Origin of the sequence: Virgibacillus sp. CM-4 (assembly GCF_000445495.1) — a bacterium.
Classification (GTDB): domain Bacteria; phylum Bacillota; class Bacilli; order Bacillales; family Amphibacillaceae; genus Virgibacillus; species Virgibacillus salexigens.
Genome location: NZ_AUQA01000002.1, coordinates 51,420 through 76,368 on the forward strand (window position 1 = coordinate 51,420; position 24,949 = coordinate 76,368).

Genomic DNA, 24,949 nt, shown 5'->3' on the forward strand with positions numbered 1-24,949 from the left:
GTGGTCTAGATATGATAGTATAAAAAGTGGCGTAGATAAACTATATAGAAGTGGAGGGGATCATTGTGTCGAATGAGGTATATGATGTGACAATCATAGGTGCAGGGCCAGTAGGATTATTCACGGCTTTTTATGGAGGCATGCGCCAGGCAAGTGTAAAAGTCATTGAAAGTTTACCACATACTGGAGGGCAGTTAACTGCTTTATATCCAGAGAAATATATATATGATGTTGCCGGATTTCCCAAAGTTAGAGCACAAGAGCTAATTGATAATTTAGAGGAACAAGCTAATATATTTGATCCGGAAATCGTTTTAGAACAGGCCATTGAACAAGTTGAACGTCTTGAAGATGGAACGCTGAAATTAACTTCTAATAAAAATGAAGTACATTATACAAAGACTATGATTATTACTGCTGGAAATGGCGCATTTCAACCACGCCGATTGAACATTGGAGATTGCGAAAAGTTTGAGAATATAAACCTTCATTATCATGTGAAAGATATGAATCAATACAAAGACCAAAATGTAGTCTTATTAGGTGGAGGAGATTCAGCTGTTGACTGGGCACTAATGCTAGAACCAATTGCTGAGAGTGTCACGCTTGTTCACCGTAGAGATAAATTCAGAGCACATGAACATAGTGTTGAGAAGTTGCATGCATCGAATGTCGAAATTCTTACTCCATTTGTTCCTTCTGAAATAAATGCTGGCGATAAAATTGAACAAGTTATCTTAGAGGAAGTGAACGGAGATCGCAAAATAGAATTAGACGTCGATGCCGTGCTATGTAATTATGGATTCGTTTCTACTCTTGGTCCAATTAAGGATTGGGGTCTAGAAATTGAGAGAAATAGTATTGTAGTTAATTCAAAAATGGAAACGAACATTCCTGGTATCTATGCAGCTGGAGATATATGTACGTATGACGGCAAAGTTAACTTAATAGCAACTGGTTTTGGAGAAGGGCCAACAGCGATAAATAATGCGAAACAATATATTGATCCAAAAGCTAGAATTCAACCCAAACACTCTACAAGCATGTTTTAAATGAAGTATATATTGAAAAAAGCTGAAGCTACTATCTGCTTCAGCTTTATTTGTTACTATCTAGCAATCACCTGGAACGCCTGCTTTATCCTTTGTTCTAAATGAGGAACCACAGCCACAAGAAATAATGGCATTTGGATTATCAATACTAAATCCCCCGCCCATCATATTCTGTTTAAAATCAATGGTTGTTCCTTCAATAATTGGAATATCTTGGTTATTTAATACAACAGGTATACCATTAATCACTTCTGTTGTGTCCAATTCTTGATTAATATCGTATTCAAATCCAAGTGAATAGGATAATCCACTGCATCCTCCGCCTTTTACACCGAAGCGTAAATACGCCCCTTCGGACTCTTCCTTCATCATGACTTGAATCTGCTGCCTTGCATGATCGGTTATTGTAATAGACATATCATGGACCCCCTTTTCCTAAACTGATTACTCTTAAGTATACAAAGTAAATAGAGTTGATTCAACTTTTTGATTTTTAGATACTTGCATAATATACACCAGTAGCGATTGTTTCTGCATCTCCTGTCATCCATACATAATCATGATTATCCCACTTAATATATAAATCTCCTCCAGGTAAATGTACGGTAATTTCTTCATTTTTGCTTACTTGATTAGTTAATATTGCGGCTACCACTGATGCGCAAGCACCAGTCCCACAAGCTTGTGTTACTCCAGAACCTCGTTCCCAAACACTAAAATTTATTTCTGTAGGGGAAACAACTTCAATAAATTCAACATTTACACCATCTGGAAAACGATCATCCTTCTCAATCAATGGTCCTATCTCCAATACGTCCGTCTCTTTTAATTTGTCGACGAAAAATATTGCGTGTGGATTCCCCATTGAAACAGCCGTCACATTCAACTGTATGCCATTAACAGTAAATGGTTCAGCAATAACCTGCTCTGTTAACGCTCCTACCATGGGGATTAAATTCCGTTGGAGAATAGGCTTACCCATATTAATTGTTACTAGCTCAACACAGGAATTTTCTACAGCTACCTTAGCATCAACAATATTCGCTTTTGTTTCTATTGTAAATTGCTTAGATTGTACAATTCCTTGTTCATAAGCATATTTTGCTACACATCGCAGTCCATTACCGCAACTCTGGCCTTCTGAACCATCCTTGTTAAATATTCTCATCCCTAGATCTGCTTGCTCACTAGGCTGAATTAAGATTAATCCATCCGATCCGATTCCCGTATTTATACTCGATACTTGTCGGGCAATGGCAGACAGCTTGGATTCGTCCATTATCTCTTGAAATAAGTCAACATATACATAACTATTTCCTAATCCGTGCATTTTAGTAAAAGAGAACTTCATCCTCGGTTCCTCATTTCTTCTATTTTTTCTGAAGTTGCAATCCATGGCTATCCAATGCTTGATAAATTGGTTTCAGCCTTGGAATACCTTCTGCGACCATTTCATCATTAATTAAAACAATCGGGTAAAGTAATTCTTCTTCCACCATTTGTTGAATAAATAATTGATGTTTTTCCACGTTTGGAGGTTGATCAATATCAATATATTCAAACCAGACCGTATCCGCGACATACTTCCTATTTATGGCTGCTTGCAACCATTCAAAGGTATCACGTGAGCCCGGTGCACCAACACAACTAGCACAAATTTGTTCCGCTCCATAAACCGTAACCCTAATTTCATTCATACCCTTACTTCCCCCTTTATGGATATCTTTTATTTTACAAAATCATCATCAAAAGATAAAATAAAAATGATTATCGTTTTCAATAAGACCATAGATTTTTTAAAGTGTTCGTTTTATAATAGATAGTAAGAAAGGAGAAGATGGATGATGCAAGAACAGGTACAAGAAGTGTTAAATAAATTACGTCCATTCTTGCTACGTGACGGTGGCGATGTGGAATTAGTTGATGTAGATGAAAACGGCATTGTACTTCTTCGTCTGATGGGTGCGTGTGGAAACTGCCCTAGCTCTACCATAACATTAAAGGCAGGAATTGAGCGTGCCTTAATGGCAGAAGTTCCAGGGGTAACGGAAATCGAGCAGGTGTTTTAAGATACTAGACATGAAGCACTGATGATATAGTGTCAAACAGTTATAACCATTGTTTTTCTTAAACAAAGAAGGCTTATTCATAAGCCTTCTTTGTTTACGTTATTGGGGTTTTAGGGTCTTCTCCCTCTAATACCGCTATTACATTTTCTAAACATAATTTCCACATTTTTGTTCTTGTCTCTGTACTCGCAGACCCAATATGAGGAAGTGCAACAACATTGTCTAAATTGACTAAGGGGTGATCAGAGCGAATTGGTTCTTCTGCAAAAACATCCAATCCTGCAGCCATAATCTGTTTTGTTTTCAGCGCATGTATTAACGCCTCTTCATTTACCACTGCTCCTCTGGATATATTAATAAATATTCCTGTATTTTTCATTTGTTGAAAAGCCTGCGCATTAAATAATTCAGCTGTTTCCTTTGTTAACGGCACGACGGAAATCACAAAATCTGCTTGCTTTAGTAACGTATGAAAATCCACATAACGTGCTGAAAGTTCTACTTCTTCTTGATATTTTCGAGAACGATTGTAATAGAGAATATCCATTCCAAACCCTTTTGCTCTTCTAGCAATAGCTTGGCCAATTCTCCCCATCCCAACAATACCTATCGTTTTCTGATGAATGTCTGTGCCTGCTAATAAGTAGGGAGCCCAATTTTCCCATTCATTTCTCCTTACAAAGTCACTTGCTTCTATTAACCGACGTGCTGTGGCCATAAGTAAGGCAAAGCCTAAGTCAGCAGTTGTTTCAGTTAATACGTCTGGTGTATTGGTTACAACTATTCTTCTGGATTCAGCAGCAGCAATGTCAATATTATCAAACCCTACTGCTAGATTCGCTATTATTTTCAAATGGGGTGCAGCTTTCATTAAATCTTCATTAACATCTTCACTTAACATACATAATAGGGCATCAGCCTCTTTTACTTGTTCTAATAAAACGGATCTTGGAACAGGTTCATTCTCGTGCTCCCAACATTTAAATTCAAATTGTTCCGCATATGGAGCTATGAATTGATTAGGGATTTTACGTGTAATATAGATCAGCGGTTTTTTCATCTTATAACCTCCATTACTAGCATACCTTATAGCCAGTGTAACACAGGTATCTGTAAGAGTTCACAATCAATGTCTACGCTGTTATAAAAATCACCTAATTTCTGTTCATATTCGGATTGGAGCTGTAATAATTGTTTAAATTGCTCAGCACTACTATTCGCTTCTATTAAGTTCCTTTCTAGAAAGTCAAAAAGATGAATTGGAAACAACAACCTTGCATACACTAATCGCCAACTAAATACAGATAGAGAACGAATTGCCTGGTAATCATTTAAGAATCGAGTGATATTAGCTGGCGGTACATTAGCTAGCAGTTGTTGTCGAATAAATTCAGAAATATCTCTAGCAGGATGATCATACACTAATTCCATTGGCCACATAATTGGCTGAATTAATTGGTTAGCATACCTTCGAAAAGCAACTGTACCTTGATCAACTTCGTAATACCGTTGTTCTTGTTCACTTTCACGAATATACTGAATGGCATTTTCACTGATGCCAATAATATAAGGTAATACATCCATGACAAGCTGATTATATGCAGAGGGGCTTATCCTTGCTTCTTGTGCTAATTTCTCTTCCATGCTATTAACTTTAGCTATCCAAAGCTCTTTCCACTGTCCATAGCTGGAAATTGCTTTAGGCTCATATTGATAAGCATTTCCAATTTGATGAAATTCAGCTAAAAGCTTCCCATCTGATATGTCAAACTCTCGTGTAGTAAGCTTGCCTTGAATCACCATATACATGGCGTCCTGAAAAGGTGTGAACCACTCCCCTTGGTGATTTTGTATAGGAACTGCCATATGCACATAATAGTCTTCAGCTAAATAATAAGCCACAACTGCCTGTTCCATATGAATAACTTCATTGTTATCAATAGAAATGGTAAAATAAACATATTCTCCAGATTTAAAACATTCTTTTCCATCGACCCACCTTTTTTCTTCTGGCTGAATATTATAGTTTTCGTAAAGCCAGTCTGGAATAGGCAAAAAGATCCCTCCTTTGGGCATATATTATATTTATATGTAAGAGAGCATCCATTTTTAACTTAAATTGAAAAAGAGAGAGGAAGATATACAAGATGGAACGAAAAACCATTCACAGTGAATTAGAAGTGAAAGCAAGACAGTGGCTCACCGAACGTGGAGTTACATTAGATGATATTGCAGAGCTTGTTTATTATTTACAATCAAAGTATCATGATCATTTAACGCTCGATGTATGTAGACATAACGTCGACCGTGTATTAACGAAGCGAGAAGTACAAAATGCTATCGTAACCGGTATCCAATTAGATGTATTAGCAGAAAAGAAACAATTGGAACAGCCTCTTCAGAAAACCATCGATACGGATGAAAGCTTATATGGCGTTGATGAGATTATTGCTTTATCCATCGTTAACGTTTATGGTTCTATTGGATTTACGAATTATGGATATATTGATAAACAGAAACCTGGAATTTTAAAGAAACTAAATGATAAATCAACAGGCGAATGTCATACTTTCCTAGATGATATTGTAGGAGCAATAGCTGCAGCTGCTTCAAGTAGACTTGCACACTCTACAGGAGAAGATATTTTAATCGAGGAATAAAATAAACATAAATACAATAAATATAGGTATATAAAAATAGCAGGAAGAAATCTTTCCTGCTATTCTATATTTTTTATCCACTCATCTAATTGATGAACAAAATAAGTTGGTGCTTTCTCTAAACTTGCATATGCCTCAAAAGGAGTAACGCCAGTAAATACCATCAATGTGTCAATACCAGCATCAATTCCTGCTCGTATATCCGTATTGTAATTGTCACCAACCATTACTACCTCTTCCTTTTCTAAATCTAAGACGTTCAAAGCTTCTTCGATAATAATCGATTCAGGTTTTCCGATAAAAATCGGATCTATGCCGGTACTCCTTGCAATAACGGATGTTAGAGCTCCATTCCCAGGAAGTAATCCTCGTTCATTCGGGATTGCCACATCCCCATTTGTAGAGATGAACGTTGCGCCATTACGTACTGCTATACTGGCTTTTGCTAATTTCTCATAGGTAATATCTCTGTCAATTCCAATAACTACAAAGTCACAATCTTCATTTTCTGTTATTGTAAGCCCCTTCTTCTGAATAGCTTGATGAATTCCTTCTTCCCCAATAACATAACAACTTGCATTATGTTTTTGTGCTTTAATATAATTAGCTGTTGCAATACTTGTAGTAACAACTTGATCCTTATTAGCGGTAATTCCCATATACGTGAGTTTTTCAGCAACAGCTTCTTGGGTTTTTGAAGAATTATTAGTGACATACACATAAGGGATTTGTTTTGCATTTAAAGCAGCAACGAAATCAGCAGCAGCTTCAATTGGTTCCTCCCCCTTATACATTGTCCCATCTAGATCAATTAAGTAACCATGGTATGATTTTGTCATCGTAACCCTTCTTTCTTGTTGAACATAATAGAAGACAGATAAATATTGTCATCTGTCTTCTATTAAAACAACGATTTTTATCGTTATCATGATTCATTTGAAAAGGCGTTTGCTACACCTAGCTCATTATCCAAATAGGTTCTTACATGACTAGAGAACTGCTTATAGATATGATAATTACGTTGTACAATTTGTTGCAGCTGTCGATGATCCACAGCATGATAAGAGGACATCAACATCTTTCTAAGCTGAATTAACTGTTTATACGGAGTTTCTTCCTGTAATGGAAGAACTTTTTCATCGATTAAGATGTCAATAATATCATCATAACTACCAGGATCGCGCATAATAAAACCATCGATCATCATATTTCCAACATCTATTGTACATTCTATTACTATATGCACAGCTCTTTCTAACCCTAATTTGTCAATCAATGTATCTGGATCATTCATCTTCAATACATCCAACAATTGATCTAAGTATTCAAGTGTCTGTTCTATCTTACTTCTTTCTACAAAATACATGTAACAAACCTCCAAAATGGAATACATTATTTATCATACCATATCATATGGGATTTTTGAGTAGAACATGGTATAGTAAAGGAAAATGTCAATATTCGGAAAAGAGGGAAATGATGAGTACGAACTATGAACTAATTAAAGATGAAACCATAACCAAGGAAGTACGCTATATTAGCTTTATGGGCAATTTACAGCGTTATGATTTTGCATTTATCCAGAGTGAAGAATGCCCAAATAAAACCATTATCATTAACCTTAGAAAAAATCGGTTTACCGAAATAACGAAGGAGGATTTACAGGATAGAGGGAGAATTGAACATATCTTCCAAGAAACAAATATGGAAGCAGATGAGATCAGAAATTTTCTCAAAGAAGTACTTTGATTGTTACTCCAATTTAAAATTGGCAGATAAGGAGAAGAATGACATATGATGGGATCTGTTGTTTCTTCCAGTGAGGAAGATATACTTGACTTGGATATTACTGCTATATCCCATGCAATTAAAGAAAAGAAATTCTCGATAACATCCATTGTAGCCGCTTATATTCAAAGACAACAACAAATCAATCCGATTTTAAACGCTGTTATTGAAGACCGATATGAAGAAGCTATGGAAGAGGCACAGGAAATGGATAGATATTTAGAGAATCATCCCCCTACTTCCCCTCTGTTCGGTATCCCAATTAGTATTAAAGAATCGATACATGTAGCAGGGATGAAAACAACTGGAGGACTGGAGCACAGGAAGGATCTTATTGCTCGCCATGATGCGGAAGTGATCACGAAATTAAAGCAATCTGGAGCAATAATTTTAGGTAAGACAAATACCCCAGCCTTATGTTTTTGCCAGGAAACGGATAATAAATTATACGGAAGAACGAATAATCCTTGGGATATAACACGAACTTGTGGTGGTTCTAGTGGAGGTGAAGGTGCACTGTTAGCAGCAGGAGGTGCTGTCGCTGGAATTGGTTCAGATATTGGAGGCTCCATACGCTTTCCAAGTCACTTTAATGGTGTAGTGGGATTTAAGCCTGGGTGTAATCAAATACCTTCCAATGGCCATTTTCCATCTGTCACAAATGATATGCAAGCTCGAATGCTAACCATAGGACCGATGGGGAAGACGGTAAGAGATATGGAACTTTTATATTCCATCCTATCATCTTGCGAACCAGAAGACCACTCACTGCGAGAGTTTAAAATAGATATTCTTCCAAGTAATATCTCGCTGCCTCTAAGTTTAGAAACAAAAAATTTACTGAATGATGTGGAAAAAGTAGTCATGCGCTCCTTTTCTACCTATCGTCGAATTCCTCCTTTATTTGAGGAAAGCACGCAGTTATGGCAAGAGATGATATCAAGTAATGGCAGCGATTTAATTGAAAAAGCCGCTTATCATAATGATCGGTCAAATATAATAAAAGCTTTTCTAAAAGAAAAGGTTACCGAGCGTACTAGAATTCGGCCATATTTATCAAAAGCAATTTTAGGATCCAAATTATTCCAACCATCGATTAGCAGAATAAACGAAATCAAAGAGATTATTTCCAATGGCGATCAAAGAATTCACGCCTACCTTAAAAACCGCTTGTTAATCTTCCCAGTATATCATACTGGAGCGTTACCACATGGGAAGGTGTATCAGCAAGTATTCTCGATACGCAGGAAATTTCTTACCTACATGCCTTATGTTGCTTATGCAAATGTATGGGGATTGCCATCACTAACCTTACCAATCGGGAAAGATGACAATAACATGCCTATAGCCATACAAATTATGAGTAACATCGGAAATGAAAATGCCGTATTCCGACTGGGCAAAATGTTAGAAAAGAAATATGGCGGATATCACCGATGTCCCTTATAAATTAATTTATCAATTGCGATTCCTACTAATTAGTATCCAAATTCTAGTTTCTTTTATTTACCAGCCATACGTTTAACAATTAAACAAAAAATACAAACCAACAACCTTTTTGTTTGTATTTTTTAGTGAAGGAGTGATATGAATTTGACGATGCGAAAGAAGAAAGATTATGATAACTTTTCCAATGTAGAAAACGCGCATGATAAATTAATCCCAGAAGAATTTCCAGAAGGCTCATTTGGATCCCCGATAAACAAAGACGAAGCCGTTGAAGGAAAATCAACGCCATGGGAAGAAGGACAGCGAAGAGATAGCGCATTTGTCTATCCAGATAGGGAACAGCATGAGAAAGTACCAAGAAGAATACCTGGTTCACATATCATTCACGATGAAAAAGATGAAGAGCAGTAGCAAGAACGCTACTGCTCTTTTGAAGTCACTTTCTCTAGCACAAAATAGGCACAGCCAAAATTACAATATTCATAAAGATAATCATCCAGCGCACCAATTTTCGCATCAAATGCTGCTTTTTGGTTTTTATCTGTATAAAAACCCTTCAATCGTAATTGTTCATAACCCCAATCTCCGACTATGTAATCGTATTTCGCTAATATATCTGAATATCGCTCTTTGATGACTTCTTCTTGAAATCCTTCTTTATGATTTTCTATAAGCTGATACTTTTTACCTTGCAGCTCAATCATATGAATCCCCCCATACTGTAACTTATTTGTGGGTGTTTTTAGGTTCTACTAAATATTAATCGTCCAAGGCTATAAGACAAGATCGGTCCACCTAGCTTCTCTACTTACAAAAACATCTTTTTATTAAAACAAAACTTCCGTTATTCTGCCGATAAATGTCTTTTTCAGTTTATCATCTTTTTATAAAAGCCACCAGAAAAATACGGGTATGAATTTCACCGAGTATTACAAACTAATGATGATAAAACAACTTAGAGAATGGAGGATAGCCATGGATTGGAAAAGGATGCTTCCCATTGGATTCATGACTATGTTGCTAATAACTGGCTGTGCCAATGATGATACCGCAAAAAATGAAAGTGAGCAAATAAAAGATGAGCTTGATCCAAATAATGAATTACAAGAATCAGAAGATGGCACAGATGATAAGCTGGGCTATGTACGCTATACGAAGGATCAAATGGATAATAATTCCGAGAGAAATCATTCCATAAGCATGGATCGTACTGAAATGGCAAATATGATTACTCGAATTATGTTGCGGAGTGACGCCTTTGAAGAAGTAGCAACGTTAGTAACAGATGAGGAAGTCTTAATTGCATATCAAAAATCGGATGCATATGATGAAGCAAAATCTGCACAAATGGCTAAGAAAACTGCTATGTCTGTAATGCCAAGATACTTTAAGGTATATGTTTCCGATAATGAAACCCTGATGAATGATATCCACAGTCTTCATAATTCAAGAACCACCGATGGAAATTATGATAATACAATCCAACAGATCATCGATGAAATGAGAAAATCACCACAAGGTATGACTGACGAGATGAACGAATAATCGTAATACAGGACTAGCTGGATATTTCTAGCTAGTCCCTTTTTTTCGATTGTGCATAATCCGGTAACTTTGTGGAAAAGTTATAAGCAGTACGTTCAATAATTATAGCAGCATTCCTATTTTATGAATAAGAGTAAGGGTGAGTTTTTTGTATTTAAAACGGATTTTTATGTTATTTATTGTTTTATTCGTTCTGTTAATAAATAGTTCAGTGAATGCTGAAGAATCTGTATACGATGAGCGAATGGCGCTTTTTAAAAAGACAGAAGCCTTAACACAGATTCCTTGGTATTACTTTGCTGCTATTGATAACTATGAACGAAACATAAAAAAGAATGCAGATGATGAGAAAGTGGTATCAATCGATGTTCCACCAGAATTATGGTTTGGACTAGGTAATTCTTCCATGATTCATGATGAACGACTAATTATGTTTTTTAATGGTAAAGGAAAAGACGGAAATGGTGATGGAAAGGCAGATCCAGAAAACCCAGAGGACATTTTACAAACGATCGGTAATTACATTTTGGAATATGGGCAGACAAAAGACGATATAAAAATTGCCTTATGGAATTATTATAATCGCGATTTGTCCGTTCAGACGATCATGAATACAGCAAAGGTCTTCCAAACGTTTCAGGACATAAATCTTACTGACCGCGATTTTCCTGTATCTATTTCTCATAATTACAGTTATCGGAGTACATGGGGAGATCGAAGAGGTTTTGGCGGATTACGGATCCATGAAGGCACGGATATTTTTGCAGGGTATGGAACACCAGTAAAATCAACTACCTATGGCGTTATTGAAATGATGGGCTGGAACTTATATGGAGGCTGGCGCATTGGAATTAGAGATATCTATAATATTTATCATTATTATGGGCACATGAATGGATATGATGATGACATAAAAGTTGGTCAAGTAGTAAAACCAGGAGATGTTTTAGGGAGTGTCGGTTCAACTGGATATGGCCCACCTGGAACATCAGGGAAGTTCCCTCCGCATCTGCATTATGGCATGTATAAAGATAATGGTACAAGTGAATGGTCCTTCGATCCATATCCTTACTTAAAAAAATGGGAACGGATTGCGAAACAGAAAGACTAAAAGAGCAGGGACATCCTTCCCCCTGCTCTTATATGTTCAAGGTGCCTCCATCTACTACTAAGGTCTCGCCAGTAATAAATGAAGATTCATCCGATGCCAAAAAAAGAACAACGTTTGCAATTTCCTCGGGTTTCCCAATTCTCTTTAAAGCATTCGATGTTGATAAGATCGGCCATTTTTCCGACTGTTTCCAATCCTTAATCATTTCCGTATCAATAATTCCTGGAGCAATTGCATTCACTCGAATATTTTTTCTGCCAAACTCCGTTGCTGCCGTTTTCGTAAGCGCAATAACGCTACTTTTTGAAGCTGAGTAAGCAGCAACTAATTTCTGTCCCTTTATCCCTGCAATACTTGCTGTATTAATGATAGAACCCCCAGATTCCATATGAGGAATACCATACTTCATTGCTAGAAAAACACCATTCTGGTTAATGTTTAACACTTGTTGCCACTCATCTATTGTTATATCTGGAATTTTCTTCTCTACACTATTTACGCCTGCATTATTAAATAAAACGTGAATACTTCCATATTTATCGATCGTAGCTTGAAATAAGCTTTTCATTTCCTTCGGATCTGTAATATCTGTTTGTATATAAGTTGCTTCGACACCAGCATCAATGAGTTCATCGATAAACATTACTTCCGACCTGCTTACTCGATCAGCTAAAATAAGATGTGCTCCTTCTTTTGCAAAGCATTTTGCGGTTGCTTCTCCAATCCCACCAGCACCACCCGTTATAACAGCAACTTTATTTACTAATCGCATTTCTTCTCTCCTTGTCCATCGTATACTTATTTATGGAGTGACAATTAATTTCCCATAAGTTCCTCTGTCTCCTAATACTTCTAATGCATGAGGTACTTCTTTAAAATCAAATTCTTGATAAACCAATGGTTTTATAAGACCTTGATCATACAATTTCATCAAGGATTGATGAATAGCGACAACATTGTCCGGATGTTTTTTTCTAAAAAGCCCCCAATGCACACCAACAATGGAATAATTCTTTACTAATGCATGATTCACTGGAGCTTCCGGAATGCGCCCTCCAGCAAATCCAATAACCAGTATGCGCCCATCAAAGGCAACACATTTTCGTGATCGATCAAATACATCAGCACCAACAGGATCAAATATAACATCTGCACCTTTGCCATTTGTTTCTTGTTTAACAATGTCGACGAAATCATCTTTAGTATAATCTATCGCAACATCTGCACCTAGTTCTTTACAAACTTGTACCTTCTCCATTCCTCCTGCAGTAGCAATGACTCTACAACCAATTGATTTCCCTAATTGAATAGCTGCAGAACCTACGCCACCTGCCCCAGCATGAACTAATAGCACGTCATCTTCCGCGATGCCTCCTCGGTGAAATAATGCATAATAGGATGTTTGATACGTGATAAACATTCCAGCAGCCTCAGCAGCAGATAAATTATCCGATATAACATAAACAGCAGCTTCTTTCACGCATACTGTTTCTGTGAGACCGCCACTTGGGAGCTCAGGTGTAGCAATGACCAATTGACCAACTTTTAGCTTACTTACCTCCTCCCCAACAGCACGAATAATACCACAAACTTCCGCTCCAGGAGTAAACGGAATAGGAGGGCGTTCTTGGTATTTGCCTTGACATAGTAATATATCAAAAAAATTGAGCGAAGAAGCCTGAACTTCAATTAAGACATCTCCAGCTGCAGGAACCGGTTCTACTTCTTCTTGAATCTCTAAAACATCTTTTGGTTCTCCTAATGTAGTTACTTTCCAACTACGCATGTTACTTATCCCCCTTTAATTTAATGTAACTCTTCTCTAATTTTGCGACGAAGAATTTTGCCTACTGATGTTTTCGGTAGTTTTTTTCGAAATTCAATAACCTTTGGAACTTTATAAGGTGCTAGGCTACTTTTGCAAAAATTAATTATTTCCTGGTCTGTACATTGACTACCTTCTTTCAACACAATAACCGCTTTTACTGTTTCTCCACGATATGGGTCAAGTATACCAACGACTACAGCTTCTTGAACTGCTTCATGTTGATAAATAACTTCTTCTATATCCCTTGGATAAACATTGTATCCACTTGCGATAATTAATTCTTTCTTTCGATCAACGATATATAAATAACCGTCTTTATCCATGTAAGCTATATCCCCCGTATAAAGCCAGCCATCTCTTAATGTTTGTGCTGTTTCTTCTTCCATATTCCAATAACCTTTCATTACCTGTGGACCTTTAATAACGATTTCTCCAACTTCCCCAACTGGTAATTCCTCTGTACCGTAAACTAAATCCACGATTTTATAGTCCGTTGATGGAAAACCTATGCCGACACTGCCTGGTTTTCTTTCTCCGAAAAGAGGATTACAATGGGTTGTTGGTGAACTTTCAGATAGACCATATCCTTCTAGAATTTTTGCACCAGTTTTACTTTCAAATTCTTTCATGATTTCTCCAGGCATGGGGGCGCTTCCACTATTACAAATCTCAATACTGTTAACTGCATATTCCTTCACTTTTGGATGGTTTATTAAAGCAATATACATGGTCGGGACACCAGGGAAAGAAGTTGGCTGCACATCTTTTATGGTCTGTAATACTTCCTCAATATCAAATTTGGGTAAGAGAATATTCATTGCTCCAGTATATATTGATAAATTCATACAAGAAGTCATACCGTAAACATGAAATAGCGGGATAACACTTAAATATCGTTCCATGCCGAAATCAATATGATCTTTAAAAAATTCATATGATTGCATGACGTTTGCTAAAAGATTTCGATGTGTCAGCATTGCTCCTTTTGATCTCCCTGTCGTGCCACCTGTATATTGAAGTATTGCTATATCTTCACTAGGATCAATCTTGACAGGAGTAAATGATTGATTCACGGATTGCAGAAATGTTGCAAATCCAATTGCTATTCCATCTTCAACCTCGTATCCACTTAGGCTTACTTTTATTACATGTTTAATTGGTGTTTGGTCGATAATTTGATTTAAACTCGGCAATAATGCATCATATATGATAATTGTCTCTGCACCGGAATCATTTAGTATTTCTTCCATTTCTTTCGCAACAAGCATCGGATTTAGTTGGGTAACAATTCCTCCGGCTTGTAAAATCCCATAATAACTAATAACATATTGTGGGCAGTTTGGTAACATAATAGCTGCTCTGTTGCCTTTTTTTAGACCCTGTTGTTGAATCGCACTGGTAAATCGATCTACTTGAACTCCTAATGCTTGATATGTTGTTTCCTTACCATAAAAACACAAGGCTGGTCTTTCACCATAGTTACCAATTGTATCTGTTAGCATGTCTGGTAATGTTTTATTAGGAATTACTATCTCCTTGGCAATATGATCTGGGTAATGCTTATGCCAGACTTTCTCCATTATCATTCCTCCATCCCATTAAGAATACGCTTACATATTCAAGCTAGATGATTCACCTTGTTCTTGTAACTGACGCCATAATATTTTTCCACTACTAGTGGTAGGAAAATGATCAATAAACTCGATAACTCTAGGATATTTATAAGCTGCCATCTGTTGTTTAGACCACTCAATTATTTCCTTTTCTGTTACATATCCTTTGTAAGTCTCCTTGATGATAATGAAAGCTTTTACCGTTTCTCCACGCTTTTCATCCGGTGTACGAACCACACATGCTTGTTGTACAGCTGGATGATTATATAAGATTGATTCTACTTCTGTTGGCCAAACTTTATAACCCGAAGCATTAATCATCCTTTTTAACCGGTCAACTAAAAAATAGTATCCCTCATTGTCCATTTGTACAATATCACCCGTACGAAAGAATGTTTTCCCATCGATTTGAATATGCGCCTCCTCGTTCTCTTCCACACGATTATAATAGCCTTCAAACACTTGTGGTCCAGAAACAACCAACTCTCCATTTTCATAAGGTCCCAGTATTTCCTTGGTATGCAAATCAATGATTCTAGCATCCAGATCAAAAGTTGGGATTCCTAAACATTGCAGCTTGGAACGATGCGGGGGATTAAAATGAGTATGTGATATGGTTTCTGAAAGTCCATAACCCTCTATATATCTTAGTCCAGTTCGATTAAACAAGGCTTCCCCTACTGCCTCGGGTAATGGCGCTCCTCCTCCACCAATAGACTGTAAGGATGATATATCATAGGTACTCAGTTTAGGATTGGCTAAAAAATCAATCAGCATGGTACTTATATTTGTCCAATGCGTACAGTTATATGTTTCGATTACCTTTCCTGCCACATCTCGATCCCATCTCGTCAAAATCACCATGCTGCTCCCACCAAAAATCGGCGTAAGAGCACTATGCACCAAACCGGTAACATGATATAACGGCAAGGTCGTTAACACGACGGTATCTGATGTAAAGTTCATCCAATGATAAGCACTAACTGTATTTGCTTGCACAGTGCGATTTGTATGCTTGCATCCTTTAGGGAGCCCAGTTGTTCCAGATGTATATGGAATAACCGCAAGATCATCGCTTTTTCCATGATATGAAGAAGCTTGATAGTTATAAACTAATGCCTCCTCCCACCAGACATCTTGCTCAAGGGTAATTACAGGTAAGGTAACTTCTGAGGGCAAATCTTCTAAATGATGATTAGGGTGAATATAACTAGCATAAGAAGTGACAAGAATGTTTTTAAGAGAAGTTGTCTCTTTTAATGGAAGTACTTTTTCATATAGTTCCATTCCTACAATTGCATGGCTAATTTGGCAATCTTCTAAATAAAAATGGAGATCTTTTGTTATACTCATGGGGTTAATTGGTACAACCACTGCACGCAATCGTAGGATAGCAAAAAAGCTGATAAGAAATTGTGGAGAGTTTTGCATAAATAGTAAGATTTTATCACCTTTTGCAACATGACATGTTTGTTCCATATATCCTGCAAGTGCTTCAACTTCTTGTAATAACTTCTTATAAGTATAAGATTGACCATAATAATAGATGGCAACTTTTTCAGGATATTGTTTACTAGTAAACAATAGGTTATCAAATAAGGTAGTTTCCGGGACTGTTAGCGTTCTAGATAAACGTTCTGGCCAATACGCAAAATGATTTGTATACATGTTCCTATCGCCCCCTTATTGATTACATTTACTTTGTCGTTCCTCAATAGGCATGATCTACAACTGTATCTTCTAACATTACATATTTTTGCTTCCATAACTTAGGAACAATTTGATACACTCCACAACGGCTTATATATTCAACAGCATCATAAGCATTACTTTCCAGCATTTTGCCGATTCGAGTATGAAGGAGCAGTTGGACGCTGGAATCTACTGTATTTTCAAAAAACAGCTTTGCTGCCAGCGCGCTATCCGTCAATTCCACATTTTCAAAACCTATTTGCTTTACCATACAGCTGATAAAGTAGCCTGCACCATAGAAGTCCTCTATACAAAATTGATTTTTAGATCCCGAACACACTGCAACAATAGTTTCATTTGTATAAGTAGTTACAATGTGATTACTAACAGCATCAGCATTTAATAACGAAGCTACGTATATGCTTTTAGCGGAAGTTGATTTACGTATTGCCACGGTACCATTTGTCGTTGAAAGAATCACCTTTTTCCCTTTCACATGCTCTTGTAATCTAGTTGGATTGGGATCATGGAATCCATCAATGGTTATGCCATTATATTCCCCTACTAACAGTATTTCTTCAGGTGAATGCCTTTCCGCTTCTATTAAAGCTTCTTCCTCATTTAATACAGGAATGATACTTTTAGCTCCTGCTTTTAAACAAGCTGTTATTGTCGACGTGGCTAACAATACATCAAAGACAACGGCGAGTTTTTCTTGATTCATTTGTACAGGATCTATTTCTTCCTTTTTTAAAAGGAGGTGAATTTTCATTTCACCACACCCTTGCTATAACTTCGAGCATATTCAATTAAACTTGCTACATAATGATTAAGATGACGAAATCGTTCATCATTCGTTTGACCTTGATGATAACGGTAATAGATTTGTTGGCAAATAACAGCAAGTTTAAAGTAGGCGAAGGTAAGGTAGAAATGCATATTTGATAAATCTTTCCCGCTTTTCTTTGCATATTCATTCATAAATTCTTCTCTCGTAAAGAACCCTTCCTTTATTGTCACAGGCGGCTTGCCAAAACCATTTTTTATCATTTCTGGATCGGTAGATTCCATCCAATATACTAAAGCAACTCCTACATCTGCCAATGGATCACCAACAGTTGTCATTTCCCAATCAAATAACCCTTCTAATGTTGTAAAATCTTCCGAATACATCGCGTTATTCATCTTGTAATCATAATGGATAATCGCTGGGTTTTCAGAAGTGGGAATATTTAATTTCAACCAATTTGTTAATTCATCTACACCTGGAATTTCTTCTGTTTTAGCTCGTTCATATCGCTTTGTCCATCCACCTACTTGCCTTTCCATAAATCCATCAGGTTTTGACATTGTGACTAAATCCGTTTTCGTATAATCTATTTGATGTAATTCAGCCAACTTTTCTACCATTAATTTGGAAATACGTTTTCCGATCGCCGGGGTATACGTAATATTATCTGGAAATTCAGTATCAACCACAATTCCTTTCCGTCTTTCCATGATAAAGAAATTACTCCCGACAATTGATATATCATCAGAAAAAATGTATGGTTTAGGAGCAGCGGGATAGAAAGGATGTAAGCTAGCTAATATCTTACATTCTCTTTGCATATCATGAGCTTTGGGAGCGACCGGACCAAGGGGAGGACGACGTAATACAGCCTCCCAATCGCCAATTCGCAATAAATAGGTCAAATTTGAATGACCCGCGCCAAATTGCTCAATTTGTAACTCACCCTCAGGTACCTCAGGAAGATGACCTGTAATAAATGCAGCTAACCTATCTTTATTTAGTTCTTCCCCTTTACGGACTTGAATCGTTTCCTGTGAAGCTTTCATACTATCCCTCCCTAATCATTCGTTTAAAATACCATGTAAAATCATTTGATAATATATTCTAGCTAATTCTTCTGGGGTAACATCCCCATCTGGATTAAACCAGTTATAACTCCAATTGGTAATGCCAACAACACCAAATGCGACCATATCTCCCCGAAGTGTATTTGTGAATTCCCCTTGATTTATACCTTCTTGCACTACATTCTTTACATTTTCAAGAAATTCCCTGCGAACCTTTTTAATTGCTGCTACATTGCCCTCAGATAAATGTCGTAATTCACGGAAGAAAACTCTTGCGCTAGACCCATGATCTTGAATATCTATAATTAATAACCGAATAATCTCAATCAGCTTTTCTTTTTGGGACAGCGATGACCTACTAATAATTTTTAATTGACGATCTAGTAGATTCGTAATGTAGTCATCGTGAATTTCCATTAGCAGCTGCTCTTTACTTGTGAAGTAATAATAGAACGTTCCTTTTGTAACATTTAACTTTTTCACAATATCTTGAATAGATGTTGCATTAAACCCTTGTTTTTCAAACAATAATATGCTTTGTTCAATTAATTTTTCTTTCACATATATCCCTTCTCGTTTCGCTTAAGCATAAGCACTCGATCCACCATCTACTCGCAATATATCACCTGTTACAAAGTCAGATGCCCGTGAGGCCAAAAACAGTGCAGCTCCTTTAATATCTTCATCTTTACCAAAACGATTCAACGGGGTACCTGCCAAAATTTTGTCTCCTCCTTTATCTAACAAACCTTTGGACATTTTCGTTGGAAAAAATCCAGGCGCAATTGCATTTACCTTAATATTATATTCACCCCATTTAACAGCTAAATCCTTTGTAAAAGTCATCACAGCCCCTTTACTTGTATTATAGCCAATGGTATTCATAACAGTTGGGTCAGACCCACCAAAGCCTGCAACCGACGCAAGATTTATAATTTTCCCTTGTTTTTGTTGAATCATGATTTTTCCTACTTCCAAGCTCATCAAATAGGTGCCTGTTATATTTACATTTATCACCTTTTCCCATGCCTCAAATGGCATTTCAATAACTGGAGCGCCCCACGTTGCCCCACTATTATTTACTAAAATATCAATCCTTCCAAAGTGTTCTACTGTTGCCTCTACAACTTTTTTAACATCTTCTTGTTTAGAAATATCGCATTCACATGCTAGTGCATCGATGTCAAAGCGTTGCATAAGTTCTTCACTTTTTTCCTTACAAGCATCTATCTTTCGAGAACATAAGATGACATTTGCTCCACTTTCTGCATAAGCCTCGGCAATATGTGCACCAAGTCCACGCCCTCCTCCGGTAATAATCGCTGTTTTCCCTGCAAGATTGAATAATTCAGTAACACTCATGACAACTCCACCTTTTGTTTATATTTTCTCATTTCTAATTTAGCTATCTGACGCCGATGAACTTCATCTGGCCCATCTGCTAATCTAAGTGTACGTGCATTTGCCCATCCAGCGGCTAAGTGGAAATCATCACTCACTCCGGCAGCACCAAATGCCTGGATAGCTCGATCAATCACCTGTAAAGCCATATTAGGTGCTACAACTTTAATCATTGCAATCTCAGCTTTTGCATCTTTATTTCCTACCGTATCCATCATATAAGCTGCTTTCAACGTTAATAGCCTGGATTGTTCTATCTCAATGCGTGAATTAGCCACCCATTCTTGAATAACGCCCTGCTCTGCTAATTTTTTTCCAAAGGTTTCACGCTCTTGAATACGCTTACATAATTGTTCTAGTGAACGCTCTGCTAAACCAATTAATCGCATACAATGATGGATTCTTCCTGGTCCTAATCGCCCTTGAGCAATAGCAAATCCTTTTCCCTCTCCCCATATCATATTTGCTTCAGGAACTCTCACATTATCATAGGTGATTTCAGCATGGCCATGCGGTGCATCATCATAACCGAATACAGGAAGCATCCGTTCAACTTTCACACCTTCTGTATTTAAAGGTACAAGGATCATTGATTGTTGTTCATGTTTTCGAGCTGTCGGATTCGATTTCCCCATAACAATAGCAATTTGGCAACGAGGATCTCCAGCACCTGACGACCACCATTTTCGACCATTGATAACATACTCATTTCCTTCTTTTTTAATACTCGTACCAATGTTCGTTGCATCACTTGAGGCAGCATCTGGCTCCGTCATAGAAAAACAAGATCGTATTTTCCCTTCTAATAATGGTTGTAACCATTCTTCTTTTTGAGCTGGGGATCCATAACGTTCAAGTACTTCCATATTTCCAGTATCTGGAGCACTGCAATTAAATACCTCGGGTGCGATCGAGGACCTTCCCATAATCTCACATAGAGGAGCATATTCTAGGTTGGTTAATCCCCCACCAACATCACTATTAGGTAGAAATAAGTTCCATAATCCCCTTTCCTTCGCCCTTTCTTTTAACTCTTCCAGGATTGGCGGGATACGAGACCAACGGTTTGCTTGGGATTTAAGTTGTTCCTTGTATACTTGCTCATTCGGGTAAATAAACTCTTCCATAAACTGATGTAGCTTGGTTTGTAAATTTAGTACCTTATCAGAATACGAAAATTCCATTTTCTTTCCTCCCATCCTCATATATAAAATAACATACCTACCGAATAGTATGTTCTGAATCTTATGTATATTATAACAAAATAATGACGATTGGCAATACCTATTCCCAACCTAAAAAAAGACTGTACTGATTTTGCTCAAGTTCAGTACAGCCTTTATGTTTAATCTATTGCTTCGATTTTTTAACCGCATAGGTAATACTAGCAGCTAAACCTCCCCAAATAATTACAACTGAAAGAATCATAAGTAAGATGGCACTACCACTCATATTATTTGGCCTCCCTTTTATCTGACTGTTGATTCGCTTGGGTTCCATTTTGCTTCCATTTCGTCAGGGACATAATGACACCAATTATCAATGCAGCTGCTGCAACAGCCCAACCACCATATAGAATAAACACATCTGGATAACCTTCATAGTTGCCTGTTGGAGTATCAAATTGCTTCATCAAATTTTGACGGAATAAATCAAACATCATATATCCTAAAACAATGGGTGTAATAACATTTAGACTTAAAGTCCACCACCAGCCTAAACGAATATCGGAGACTTCGTCTGCATGTGCTTTGATATTCTTCACTTCACGGAGTATCCATGCAATAAGCACAACTTCTACTAATCCAACTAATGCCACGCCAAATTGATTAATAAAATAATCTGCTGCATCTAGGAAGTATAACCCACCTTGCGTAGCAAATAGTAAGGAAATAATGGCAGCTGTTCCACCACCGAATAATACTGCTTTCGTTCTAGAGATTTTAAATTTATCAACTAAACCTGCGATATACGTCTCTGTGATTGACATTAACGACGTTAGGCCGGCTAAAACCAACGATGCAAAAAATAAGAATCCAAATAATCCATTTAGTCCAGGAAATTCATTAATAATAGCTGGGAATACGACAAATGCTAATCCCACTCCACCGGAAACAACCTCATCTACCCCCACCCCAGATTGTGTTGCCATAAAGCCTAGTACAGAGAATACCCCTATACCTGCAAGTAACTCAAAGCTTGAATTACCAAATCCAGTGATAAATGCATTATTTGTAATATCTGATTTCTTAGGTAAATAGCTTGAATAAGTAATCATAATCGCAAATGCAATCGAGAGACTGAAAAATATTTGACCGTATGCTGCTACCCATACTTCCCCAGACCAAATCTTACTAAAATCTGGTGAAAAGAAGGCTTCCAATCCAGCCAAAGCACCGTCTAAAGTTACGGCTCGAATAACAATAATAAGGAAAATAATTACTAATGCAGGGATAAATATCCGATTGGCTACTTCTATTCCTCTCTTTACACCTTTGAATAAAATACCCAATACCACAATCCACACAATAATAAGCGGTATTAGTACTCCTGGCACAAGACTTCCTGCTTGACCTGGGTCTACCGTTCGATTTAAAAAGTCATTCATTAAAAATCCTTCGGTGTCTGATCCCCAGCTTAAATTAAAGGAAAAAACGGAATAAGATATTGCCCAGGCAATAATAACAGAGTAATAGGTAGATATTACGAAGGCTACTAAAACAGCCCACCAACCAACGAATTCGGTTTTTTTATTTAATCGCTTATAGGATAATGGTGCAGATCCACGGTATTTATGACCTAGTGTGAACTCCATAATAAGTATAGGAATTCCAGCGGTTAATAATGCAAATAAATATGGAATGATAAATGCTCCTCCACCATTCTCATAAGCAACCGCAGGAAAGCGCCAAATATTACCTAAACCGATTGCTGACCCAACAGCAGCCATAATAAACCCTGCTCTTGTTCCCCACTGTGAACGAGTATCCATACGAAGACTTCCCCCTTTTCCCCTTTTTAAACTATTTATATGTTCATAGTTTAAAGGAATGTTTTAAAAGTTTGTTTTTTTCTGATATTTATGCTTGTATTATAACGGTACTTTTCGCCTATGTCAAAGAAATTATTTAAAATTCAAGATATTGCCAATTGACCGATATTGATCTTGACAAAAACATCCATCCTCTTGAAGAAAAGGATGGATGTACGATTAATGTTTACTTGATTTTGTATTTTTCAGGAAATGAATAAGTACAGCAAAGGCTGTAATGATAGCAATTGTTACTAATAACGGCAGGATCACTTGGTTGGTAAACCCAATTAATAAATATCCTACTGCAGCCGAAACTGCTGCTAAAATAGCATATGGCAACTGTGTAAGCACATGATCTATATGATTGGAGCCGGCACCAGTAGAGGATAAAATTGTCGTATCAGATATTGGTGTACAATGATCGCCAAATACAGAACCTGCAAGTACGGCTGCCATGGAAGGTAATAACATATCTATATCTGTAATCACAGTCACTTCTGCTGCTATTGGCAGCATAATTCCAAATGTTCCCCATGACGTTCCTGTTGCTAATGCCATAAAGCCTGCAATAATAAAAAATAAGAATGGCAATAGTGAAGGGCTAATGGATGAATTATTCACAATTTGTGCCAAGTATTCTCCAGTTTTTAATGTTCCGATAATCGACCCAATCATCCAAGCCAATAAAAGAATATAAATTGCTGGCAGCATCGTCTTTATACCTTCAACGATAATTTTTTCTGCATTATTTTTTGGTTTCCCTTGTACTGCATGGAAGATATAGGCAGTTAATACTGCTGTAAGCCCACCAATAAATAGAGAAAGGTTTACGTTTGTATTTGCAAAAATAGTTAATATACTTATTTCACCTTCACTAGCATTTGCTCCAGTTATTAGCATTGAAATGATCGTGGCTGCAATAAGTACTCCAATTGGAACAAGCAAATGATATATTTTCCCAGATTGATGAGCTTCAAATGTATCACTTAAATCTCCTGGTACATTATCTTGTTCTGGATCTATTAATGCTCCAGTTTTAACCGCCCTTTTTTCATGTTTCCTCATTGGGCCAATATCCATCTTGAGATAGGCTACAAGAAACACAAGTAAAATAGCTCCCAAAGCGTATAAATTAAAAGGTATCATTTTAATAAATGCTTCTAATGGTTCCATTGATGTGATACCATTTGCTGCAAGTAATCCACCTATAATACCGATGATATATGCTCCCCAACTAGAAATTGGTGAAATAACAGTTACCGGTGCTGAAGTTGAATCGATAATGTAAGCAAGCTTTGCTCGAGAAATTCGATGTCGGTCTGTTAACGGACGAGCTATTTGTCCTACTGCTAAACTGTTAAAATAATCATCAATGAAAATGATAATACCTAGCACTGCACTCATCGCTTGTGCACCAACACGCGTCTTCACTCGTTTAATCATCCACTCTCCAAAAGCACGGCTTCCTCCTGAGGCTTGTAGAAAAGCAGTCATCATTCCAAGTAAAAGGAGAAATCCTAATAACAGTAGATTACCAGTATTTGGAGCCCCGTCTGTAACAAAAATAGTATATAAATTATTTCCTATTTCTTTTAGCGAATCCCAAATTGCAAAATCATGAATGAGTAACGCTCCTACTACAATTCCTGTCCCTAGAGACAGTAAAACATTTCTCGTTAATAGTACAAGTACCAGCATTAATACTGCTGGGATAAGTGAAAAAATGGTTCCTTCCATTGCTGTTACCTCCATATAAGATTGTTTACAAAAGGAAAGAAAACATACTGTTCAAGAAAATGGGATAAGTAACTGTGGGGGGTGTCCGTTAGAAAGGTAGCTTTTGTAGA

At 37.1% G+C, this 24,949-nt stretch carries 28 protein-coding genes; 8 read left to right on the plus strand and 20 right to left on the minus strand.

Annotated features, from left to right (window positions below):
- The first annotated feature begins 65 nt into the window (after positions 1-65).
- Positions 66-1,052 (plus strand): NAD(P)/FAD-dependent oxidoreductase, encoded by a 987-nt coding sequence (locus M948_RS24135; RefSeq protein WP_021288914.1) that lies wholly within the window; start codon positions 66-68, stop codon positions 1,050-1,052.
- Positions 1,053-1,112: 60 nt separating this feature from the next.
- On the opposite strand, the gene M948_RS24140 is transcribed toward M948_RS24135, so the two are convergent.
- The 3 genes from M948_RS24140 to M948_RS24150 form a co-directional block, all read right to left on the minus strand.
- Entirely contained in the window at positions 1,113-1,469 is a 357-nt protein-coding gene (locus tag M948_RS24140; protein ID WP_021288915.1) for a HesB/IscA family protein, read from the minus strand.
- 76 nt (positions 1,470-1,545) lie between these two features.
- The gene (dapF, locus tag M948_RS24145; RefSeq protein ID WP_021288916.1) at positions 1,546-2,403 is read right to left on the minus strand and encodes a diaminopimelate epimerase; all 858 of its coding nucleotides are present in this window, start codon (positions 2,401-2,403) and stop codon (positions 1,546-1,548) included.
- Between the two features lie 19 nt (positions 2,404-2,422).
- Positions 2,423-2,749: a YuzD family protein gene (locus tag M948_RS24150; protein ID WP_021288917.1), complete on the minus strand. Its 327-nt coding sequence runs from the start codon at positions 2,747-2,749 to the stop codon at positions 2,423-2,425.
- A gap of 144 nt (positions 2,750-2,893) precedes the next feature.
- On the opposite strand from M948_RS24150, the gene M948_RS24155 reads away from it, so the two are divergent.
- Complete coding sequence (locus tag M948_RS24155) at positions 2,894-3,121, plus strand: NifU family protein (protein ID WP_021288918.1); 228 nt, start codon at positions 2,894-2,896, stop codon at positions 3,119-3,121.
- Positions 3,122-3,215: 94 nt separating this feature from the next.
- Here the strand turns inward: M948_RS24155 and M948_RS24160 are convergent, their stop codons facing one another.
- Entirely contained in the window at positions 3,216-4,181 is a 966-nt protein-coding gene (locus tag M948_RS24160) for a 2-hydroxyacid dehydrogenase (protein WP_021288919.1), read from the minus strand.
- A gap of 26 nt (positions 4,182-4,207) precedes the next feature.
- Entirely contained in the window at positions 4,208-5,176 is a 969-nt protein-coding gene (locus tag M948_RS24165) for a hypothetical protein (RefSeq protein ID WP_021288920.1), read from the minus strand.
- Positions 5,177-5,268: 92 nt separating this feature from the next.
- Here M948_RS24165 and M948_RS24170 point away from each other — a divergent pair, with 92 nt between their 5' ends.
- Positions 5,269-5,781, plus strand: a complete 513-nt coding sequence (locus M948_RS24170; protein ID WP_021288921.1) for a phosphatidylglycerophosphatase A family protein — start codon at positions 5,269-5,271, stop codon at positions 5,779-5,781.
- A 59-nt stretch (positions 5,782-5,840) separates the two neighbouring features.
- Here M948_RS24170 and M948_RS24175 read toward each other — a convergent pair whose 3' ends face one another.
- Together M948_RS24175 and M948_RS24180 are read right to left on the minus strand one after the other, a co-directional pair.
- Positions 5,841-6,620 (minus strand): TIGR01457 family HAD-type hydrolase, encoded by a 780-nt coding sequence (locus M948_RS24175; protein ID WP_021288922.1) that lies wholly within the window; start codon positions 6,618-6,620, stop codon positions 5,841-5,843.
- Positions 6,621-6,706: 86 nt separating this feature from the next.
- Positions 6,707-7,147, minus strand: coding sequence for a DUF86 domain-containing protein (locus tag M948_RS24180; protein WP_021288923.1), 441 nt, complete (start codon positions 7,145-7,147; stop codon positions 6,707-6,709).
- Positions 7,148-7,260: 113 nt separating this feature from the next.
- Between M948_RS24180 and M948_RS24185 the strand changes: the two genes are divergently transcribed.
- From M948_RS24185 to M948_RS24195, 3 genes are all read left to right on the plus strand, one after another.
- Positions 7,261-7,530 (plus strand): SAV0927 family protein, encoded by a 270-nt coding sequence (locus M948_RS24185; protein WP_021288924.1) that lies wholly within the window; start codon positions 7,261-7,263, stop codon positions 7,528-7,530.
- Between the two features lie 45 nt (positions 7,531-7,575).
- Complete coding sequence (locus tag M948_RS42475; RefSeq protein ID WP_021288925.1) at positions 7,576-9,018, plus strand: amidase; 1,443 nt, start codon at positions 7,576-7,578, stop codon at positions 9,016-9,018.
- A 150-nt stretch (positions 9,019-9,168) separates the two neighbouring features.
- Positions 9,169-9,429, plus strand: a complete 261-nt coding sequence (locus M948_RS24195) for a hypothetical protein (RefSeq protein ID WP_031334941.1) — start codon at positions 9,169-9,171, stop codon at positions 9,427-9,429.
- Between the two features lie 8 nt (positions 9,430-9,437).
- On the opposite strand, the gene M948_RS24200 is transcribed toward M948_RS24195, so the two are convergent.
- A complete protein-coding gene (locus M948_RS24200) occupies positions 9,438-9,722 on the minus strand; it encodes a YutD family protein (protein WP_021288927.1) in 285 nt (94 codons plus the stop codon).
- 271 nt (positions 9,723-9,993) lie between these two features.
- On the opposite strand from M948_RS24200, the gene M948_RS24205 reads away from it, so the two are divergent.
- Positions 9,994-10,563, plus strand: coding sequence for a YhcN/YlaJ family sporulation lipoprotein (locus M948_RS24205; RefSeq protein ID WP_021288928.1), 570 nt, complete (start codon positions 9,994-9,996; stop codon positions 10,561-10,563).
- 148 nt (positions 10,564-10,711) lie between these two features.
- Entirely contained in the window at positions 10,712-11,674 is a 963-nt protein-coding gene (locus M948_RS24210) for a M23 family metallopeptidase (RefSeq protein WP_021288929.1), read from the plus strand.
- A 28-nt stretch (positions 11,675-11,702) separates the two neighbouring features.
- Here M948_RS24210 and M948_RS24215 read toward each other — a convergent pair whose 3' ends face one another.
- The 12 genes from M948_RS24215 to M948_RS24265 form a co-directional block, all read right to left on the minus strand.
- Positions 11,703-12,446 carry an SDR family NAD(P)-dependent oxidoreductase gene (locus M948_RS24215; protein WP_021288930.1) on the minus strand — a complete coding sequence of 248 codons (744 nt, stop codon included), beginning with the start codon at positions 12,444-12,446 and terminating at the stop codon, positions 11,703-11,705.
- A gap of 30 nt (positions 12,447-12,476) precedes the next feature.
- Positions 12,477-13,460, minus strand: a complete 984-nt coding sequence (locus M948_RS24220) for an NADPH:quinone oxidoreductase family protein (RefSeq protein WP_021288931.1) — start codon at positions 13,458-13,460, stop codon at positions 12,477-12,479.
- 20 nt (positions 13,461-13,480) lie between these two features.
- Positions 13,481-15,085 (minus strand): long-chain-fatty-acid--CoA ligase, encoded by a 1,605-nt coding sequence (locus M948_RS24225; protein ID WP_369759828.1) that lies wholly within the window; start codon positions 15,083-15,085, stop codon positions 13,481-13,483.
- Positions 15,086-15,112: 27 nt separating this feature from the next.
- A complete protein-coding gene (locus M948_RS24230; protein ID WP_021288933.1) occupies positions 15,113-16,783 on the minus strand; it encodes a long-chain-fatty-acid--CoA ligase in 1,671 nt (556 codons plus the stop codon).
- 43 nt (positions 16,784-16,826) lie between these two features.
- Positions 16,827-17,579: a 2-phosphosulfolactate phosphatase gene (locus tag M948_RS24235; RefSeq protein WP_021288934.1), complete on the minus strand. Its 753-nt coding sequence runs from the start codon at positions 17,577-17,579 to the stop codon at positions 16,827-16,829.
- Positions 17,576-18,646 carry a phosphotransferase family protein gene (locus M948_RS24240; protein WP_021288935.1) on the minus strand — a complete coding sequence of 357 codons (1,071 nt, stop codon included), beginning with the start codon at positions 18,644-18,646 and terminating at the stop codon, positions 17,576-17,578. Before M948_RS24240 ends, M948_RS24235 begins: the two co-directional genes overlap by 4 nt.
- Before the next feature lie 15 nt (positions 18,647-18,661).
- Positions 18,662-19,228 (minus strand): TetR/AcrR family transcriptional regulator, encoded by a 567-nt coding sequence (locus M948_RS24245; RefSeq protein ID WP_021288936.1) that lies wholly within the window; start codon positions 19,226-19,228, stop codon positions 18,662-18,664.
- 21 nt (positions 19,229-19,249) lie between these two features.
- On the minus strand, positions 19,250-20,029 hold the full coding sequence (locus M948_RS24250) for an SDR family oxidoreductase (RefSeq protein ID WP_021288937.1): 780 nt from the start codon (positions 20,027-20,029) through the stop codon (positions 19,250-19,252).
- Positions 20,026-21,252, minus strand: coding sequence for an acyl-CoA dehydrogenase family protein (locus tag M948_RS24255; protein WP_021288938.1), 1,227 nt, complete (start codon positions 21,250-21,252; stop codon positions 20,026-20,028). The genes M948_RS24250 and M948_RS24255 overlap by 4 nt, the downstream gene beginning before the upstream one ends.
- Before the next feature lie 166 nt (positions 21,253-21,418).
- Positions 21,419-21,520 carry a methionine/alanine import family NSS transporter small subunit gene (locus tag M948_RS42695; RefSeq protein WP_021288939.1) on the minus strand — a complete coding sequence of 34 codons (102 nt, stop codon included), beginning with the start codon at positions 21,518-21,520 and terminating at the stop codon, positions 21,419-21,421.
- 1 nt (position 21,521) lies between these two features.
- The gene (locus tag M948_RS24260) at positions 21,522-23,060 is read right to left on the minus strand and encodes a sodium-dependent transporter (protein ID WP_021288940.1); all 1,539 of its coding nucleotides are present in this window, start codon (positions 23,058-23,060) and stop codon (positions 21,522-21,524) included.
- 219 nt (positions 23,061-23,279) lie between these two features.
- Positions 23,280-24,839, minus strand: a complete 1,560-nt coding sequence (locus M948_RS24265) for a Na+/H+ antiporter NhaC family protein (protein ID WP_021288941.1) — start codon at positions 24,837-24,839, stop codon at positions 23,280-23,282.
- Positions 24,840-24,949: the final 110 nt, after the last annotated feature.

What these genes read in the sequence shown, in the direction of transcription:
- dapF (WP_021288916.1), bottom strand. Translation starts at nt 2,403, where the DNA reads ATGAAGTTCTCTTTTACTAAAATGCACGGATTAGGAAATAGTTATGTA.
- M948_RS24250 (WP_021288937.1), bottom strand. Translation starts at nt 20,029, where the DNA reads ATGAGTGTTACTGAATTATTCAATCTTGCAGGGAAAACAGCGATTATT.
- M948_RS24175 (WP_021288922.1), bottom strand. Translation starts at nt 6,620, where the DNA reads ATGACAAAATCATACCATGGTTACTTAATTGATCTAGATGGGACAATG.
- M948_RS24255 (WP_021288938.1), bottom strand. Translation starts at nt 21,252, where the DNA reads ATGGAATTTTCGTATTCTGATAAGGTACTAAATTTACAAACCAAGCTA.
- M948_RS24170 (WP_021288921.1), top strand. Translation starts at nt 5,269, where the DNA reads ATGGAACGAAAAACCATTCACAGTGAATTAGAAGTGAAAGCAAGACAG.
- M948_RS24230 (WP_021288933.1), bottom strand. Translation starts at nt 16,783, where the DNA reads ATGTATACAAATCATTTTGCGTATTGGCCAGAACGTTTATCTAGAACG.
- M948_RS24220 (WP_021288931.1), bottom strand. Translation starts at nt 13,460, where the DNA reads ATGCGTAGTTGGAAAGTAACTACATTAGGAGAACCAAAAGATGTTTTA.
- M948_RS24155 (WP_021288918.1), top strand. Translation starts at nt 2,894, where the DNA reads ATGATGCAAGAACAGGTACAAGAAGTGTTAAATAAATTACGTCCATTC.
- M948_RS24200 (WP_021288927.1), bottom strand. Translation starts at nt 9,722, where the DNA reads ATGATTGAGCTGCAAGGTAAAAAGTATCAGCTTATAGAAAATCATAAA.
- M948_RS24140 (WP_021288915.1), bottom strand. Translation starts at nt 1,469, where the DNA reads ATGTCTATTACAATAACCGATCATGCAAGGCAGCAGATTCAAGTCATG.
- M948_RS24215 (WP_021288930.1), bottom strand. Translation starts at nt 12,446, where the DNA reads ATGCGATTAGTAAATAAAGTTGCTGTTATAACGGGTGGTGCTGGTGGG.
- M948_RS24180 (WP_021288923.1), bottom strand. Translation starts at nt 7,147, where the DNA reads ATGTATTTTGTAGAAAGAAGTAAGATAGAACAGACACTTGAATACTTA.
- M948_RS24240 (WP_021288935.1), bottom strand. Translation starts at nt 18,646, where the DNA reads ATGAAAGCTTCACAGGAAACGATTCAAGTCCGTAAAGGGGAAGAACTA.
- M948_RS24185 (WP_021288924.1), top strand. Translation starts at nt 7,261, where the DNA reads ATGAGTACGAACTATGAACTAATTAAAGATGAAACCATAACCAAGGAA.
- M948_RS24195 (WP_031334941.1), top strand. Translation starts at nt 9,169, where the DNA reads ATGCGAAAGAAGAAAGATTATGATAACTTTTCCAATGTAGAAAACGCG.
- M948_RS24205 (WP_021288928.1), top strand. Translation starts at nt 9,994, where the DNA reads ATGGATTGGAAAAGGATGCTTCCCATTGGATTCATGACTATGTTGCTA.
- M948_RS42695 (WP_021288939.1), bottom strand. Translation starts at nt 21,520, where the DNA reads ATGAGTGGTAGTGCCATCTTACTTATGATTCTTTCAGTTGTAATTATT.
- M948_RS24265 (WP_021288941.1), bottom strand. Translation starts at nt 24,839, where the DNA reads ATGGAAGGAACCATTTTTTCACTTATCCCAGCAGTATTAATGCTGGTA.
- M948_RS24260 (WP_021288940.1), bottom strand. Translation starts at nt 23,060, where the DNA reads ATGGATACTCGTTCACAGTGGGGAACAAGAGCAGGGTTTATTATGGCT.
- M948_RS24235 (WP_021288934.1), bottom strand. Translation starts at nt 17,579, where the DNA reads ATGAAAATTCACCTCCTTTTAAAAAAGGAAGAAATAGATCCTGTACAA.
- M948_RS24160 (WP_021288919.1), bottom strand. Translation starts at nt 4,181, where the DNA reads ATGAAAAAACCGCTGATCTATATTACACGTAAAATCCCTAATCAATTC.
- M948_RS42475 (WP_021288925.1), top strand. Translation starts at nt 7,576, where the DNA reads ATGATGGGATCTGTTGTTTCTTCCAGTGAGGAAGATATACTTGACTTG.
- M948_RS24150 (WP_021288917.1), bottom strand. Translation starts at nt 2,749, where the DNA reads ATGAATGAAATTAGGGTTACGGTTTATGGAGCGGAACAAATTTGTGCT.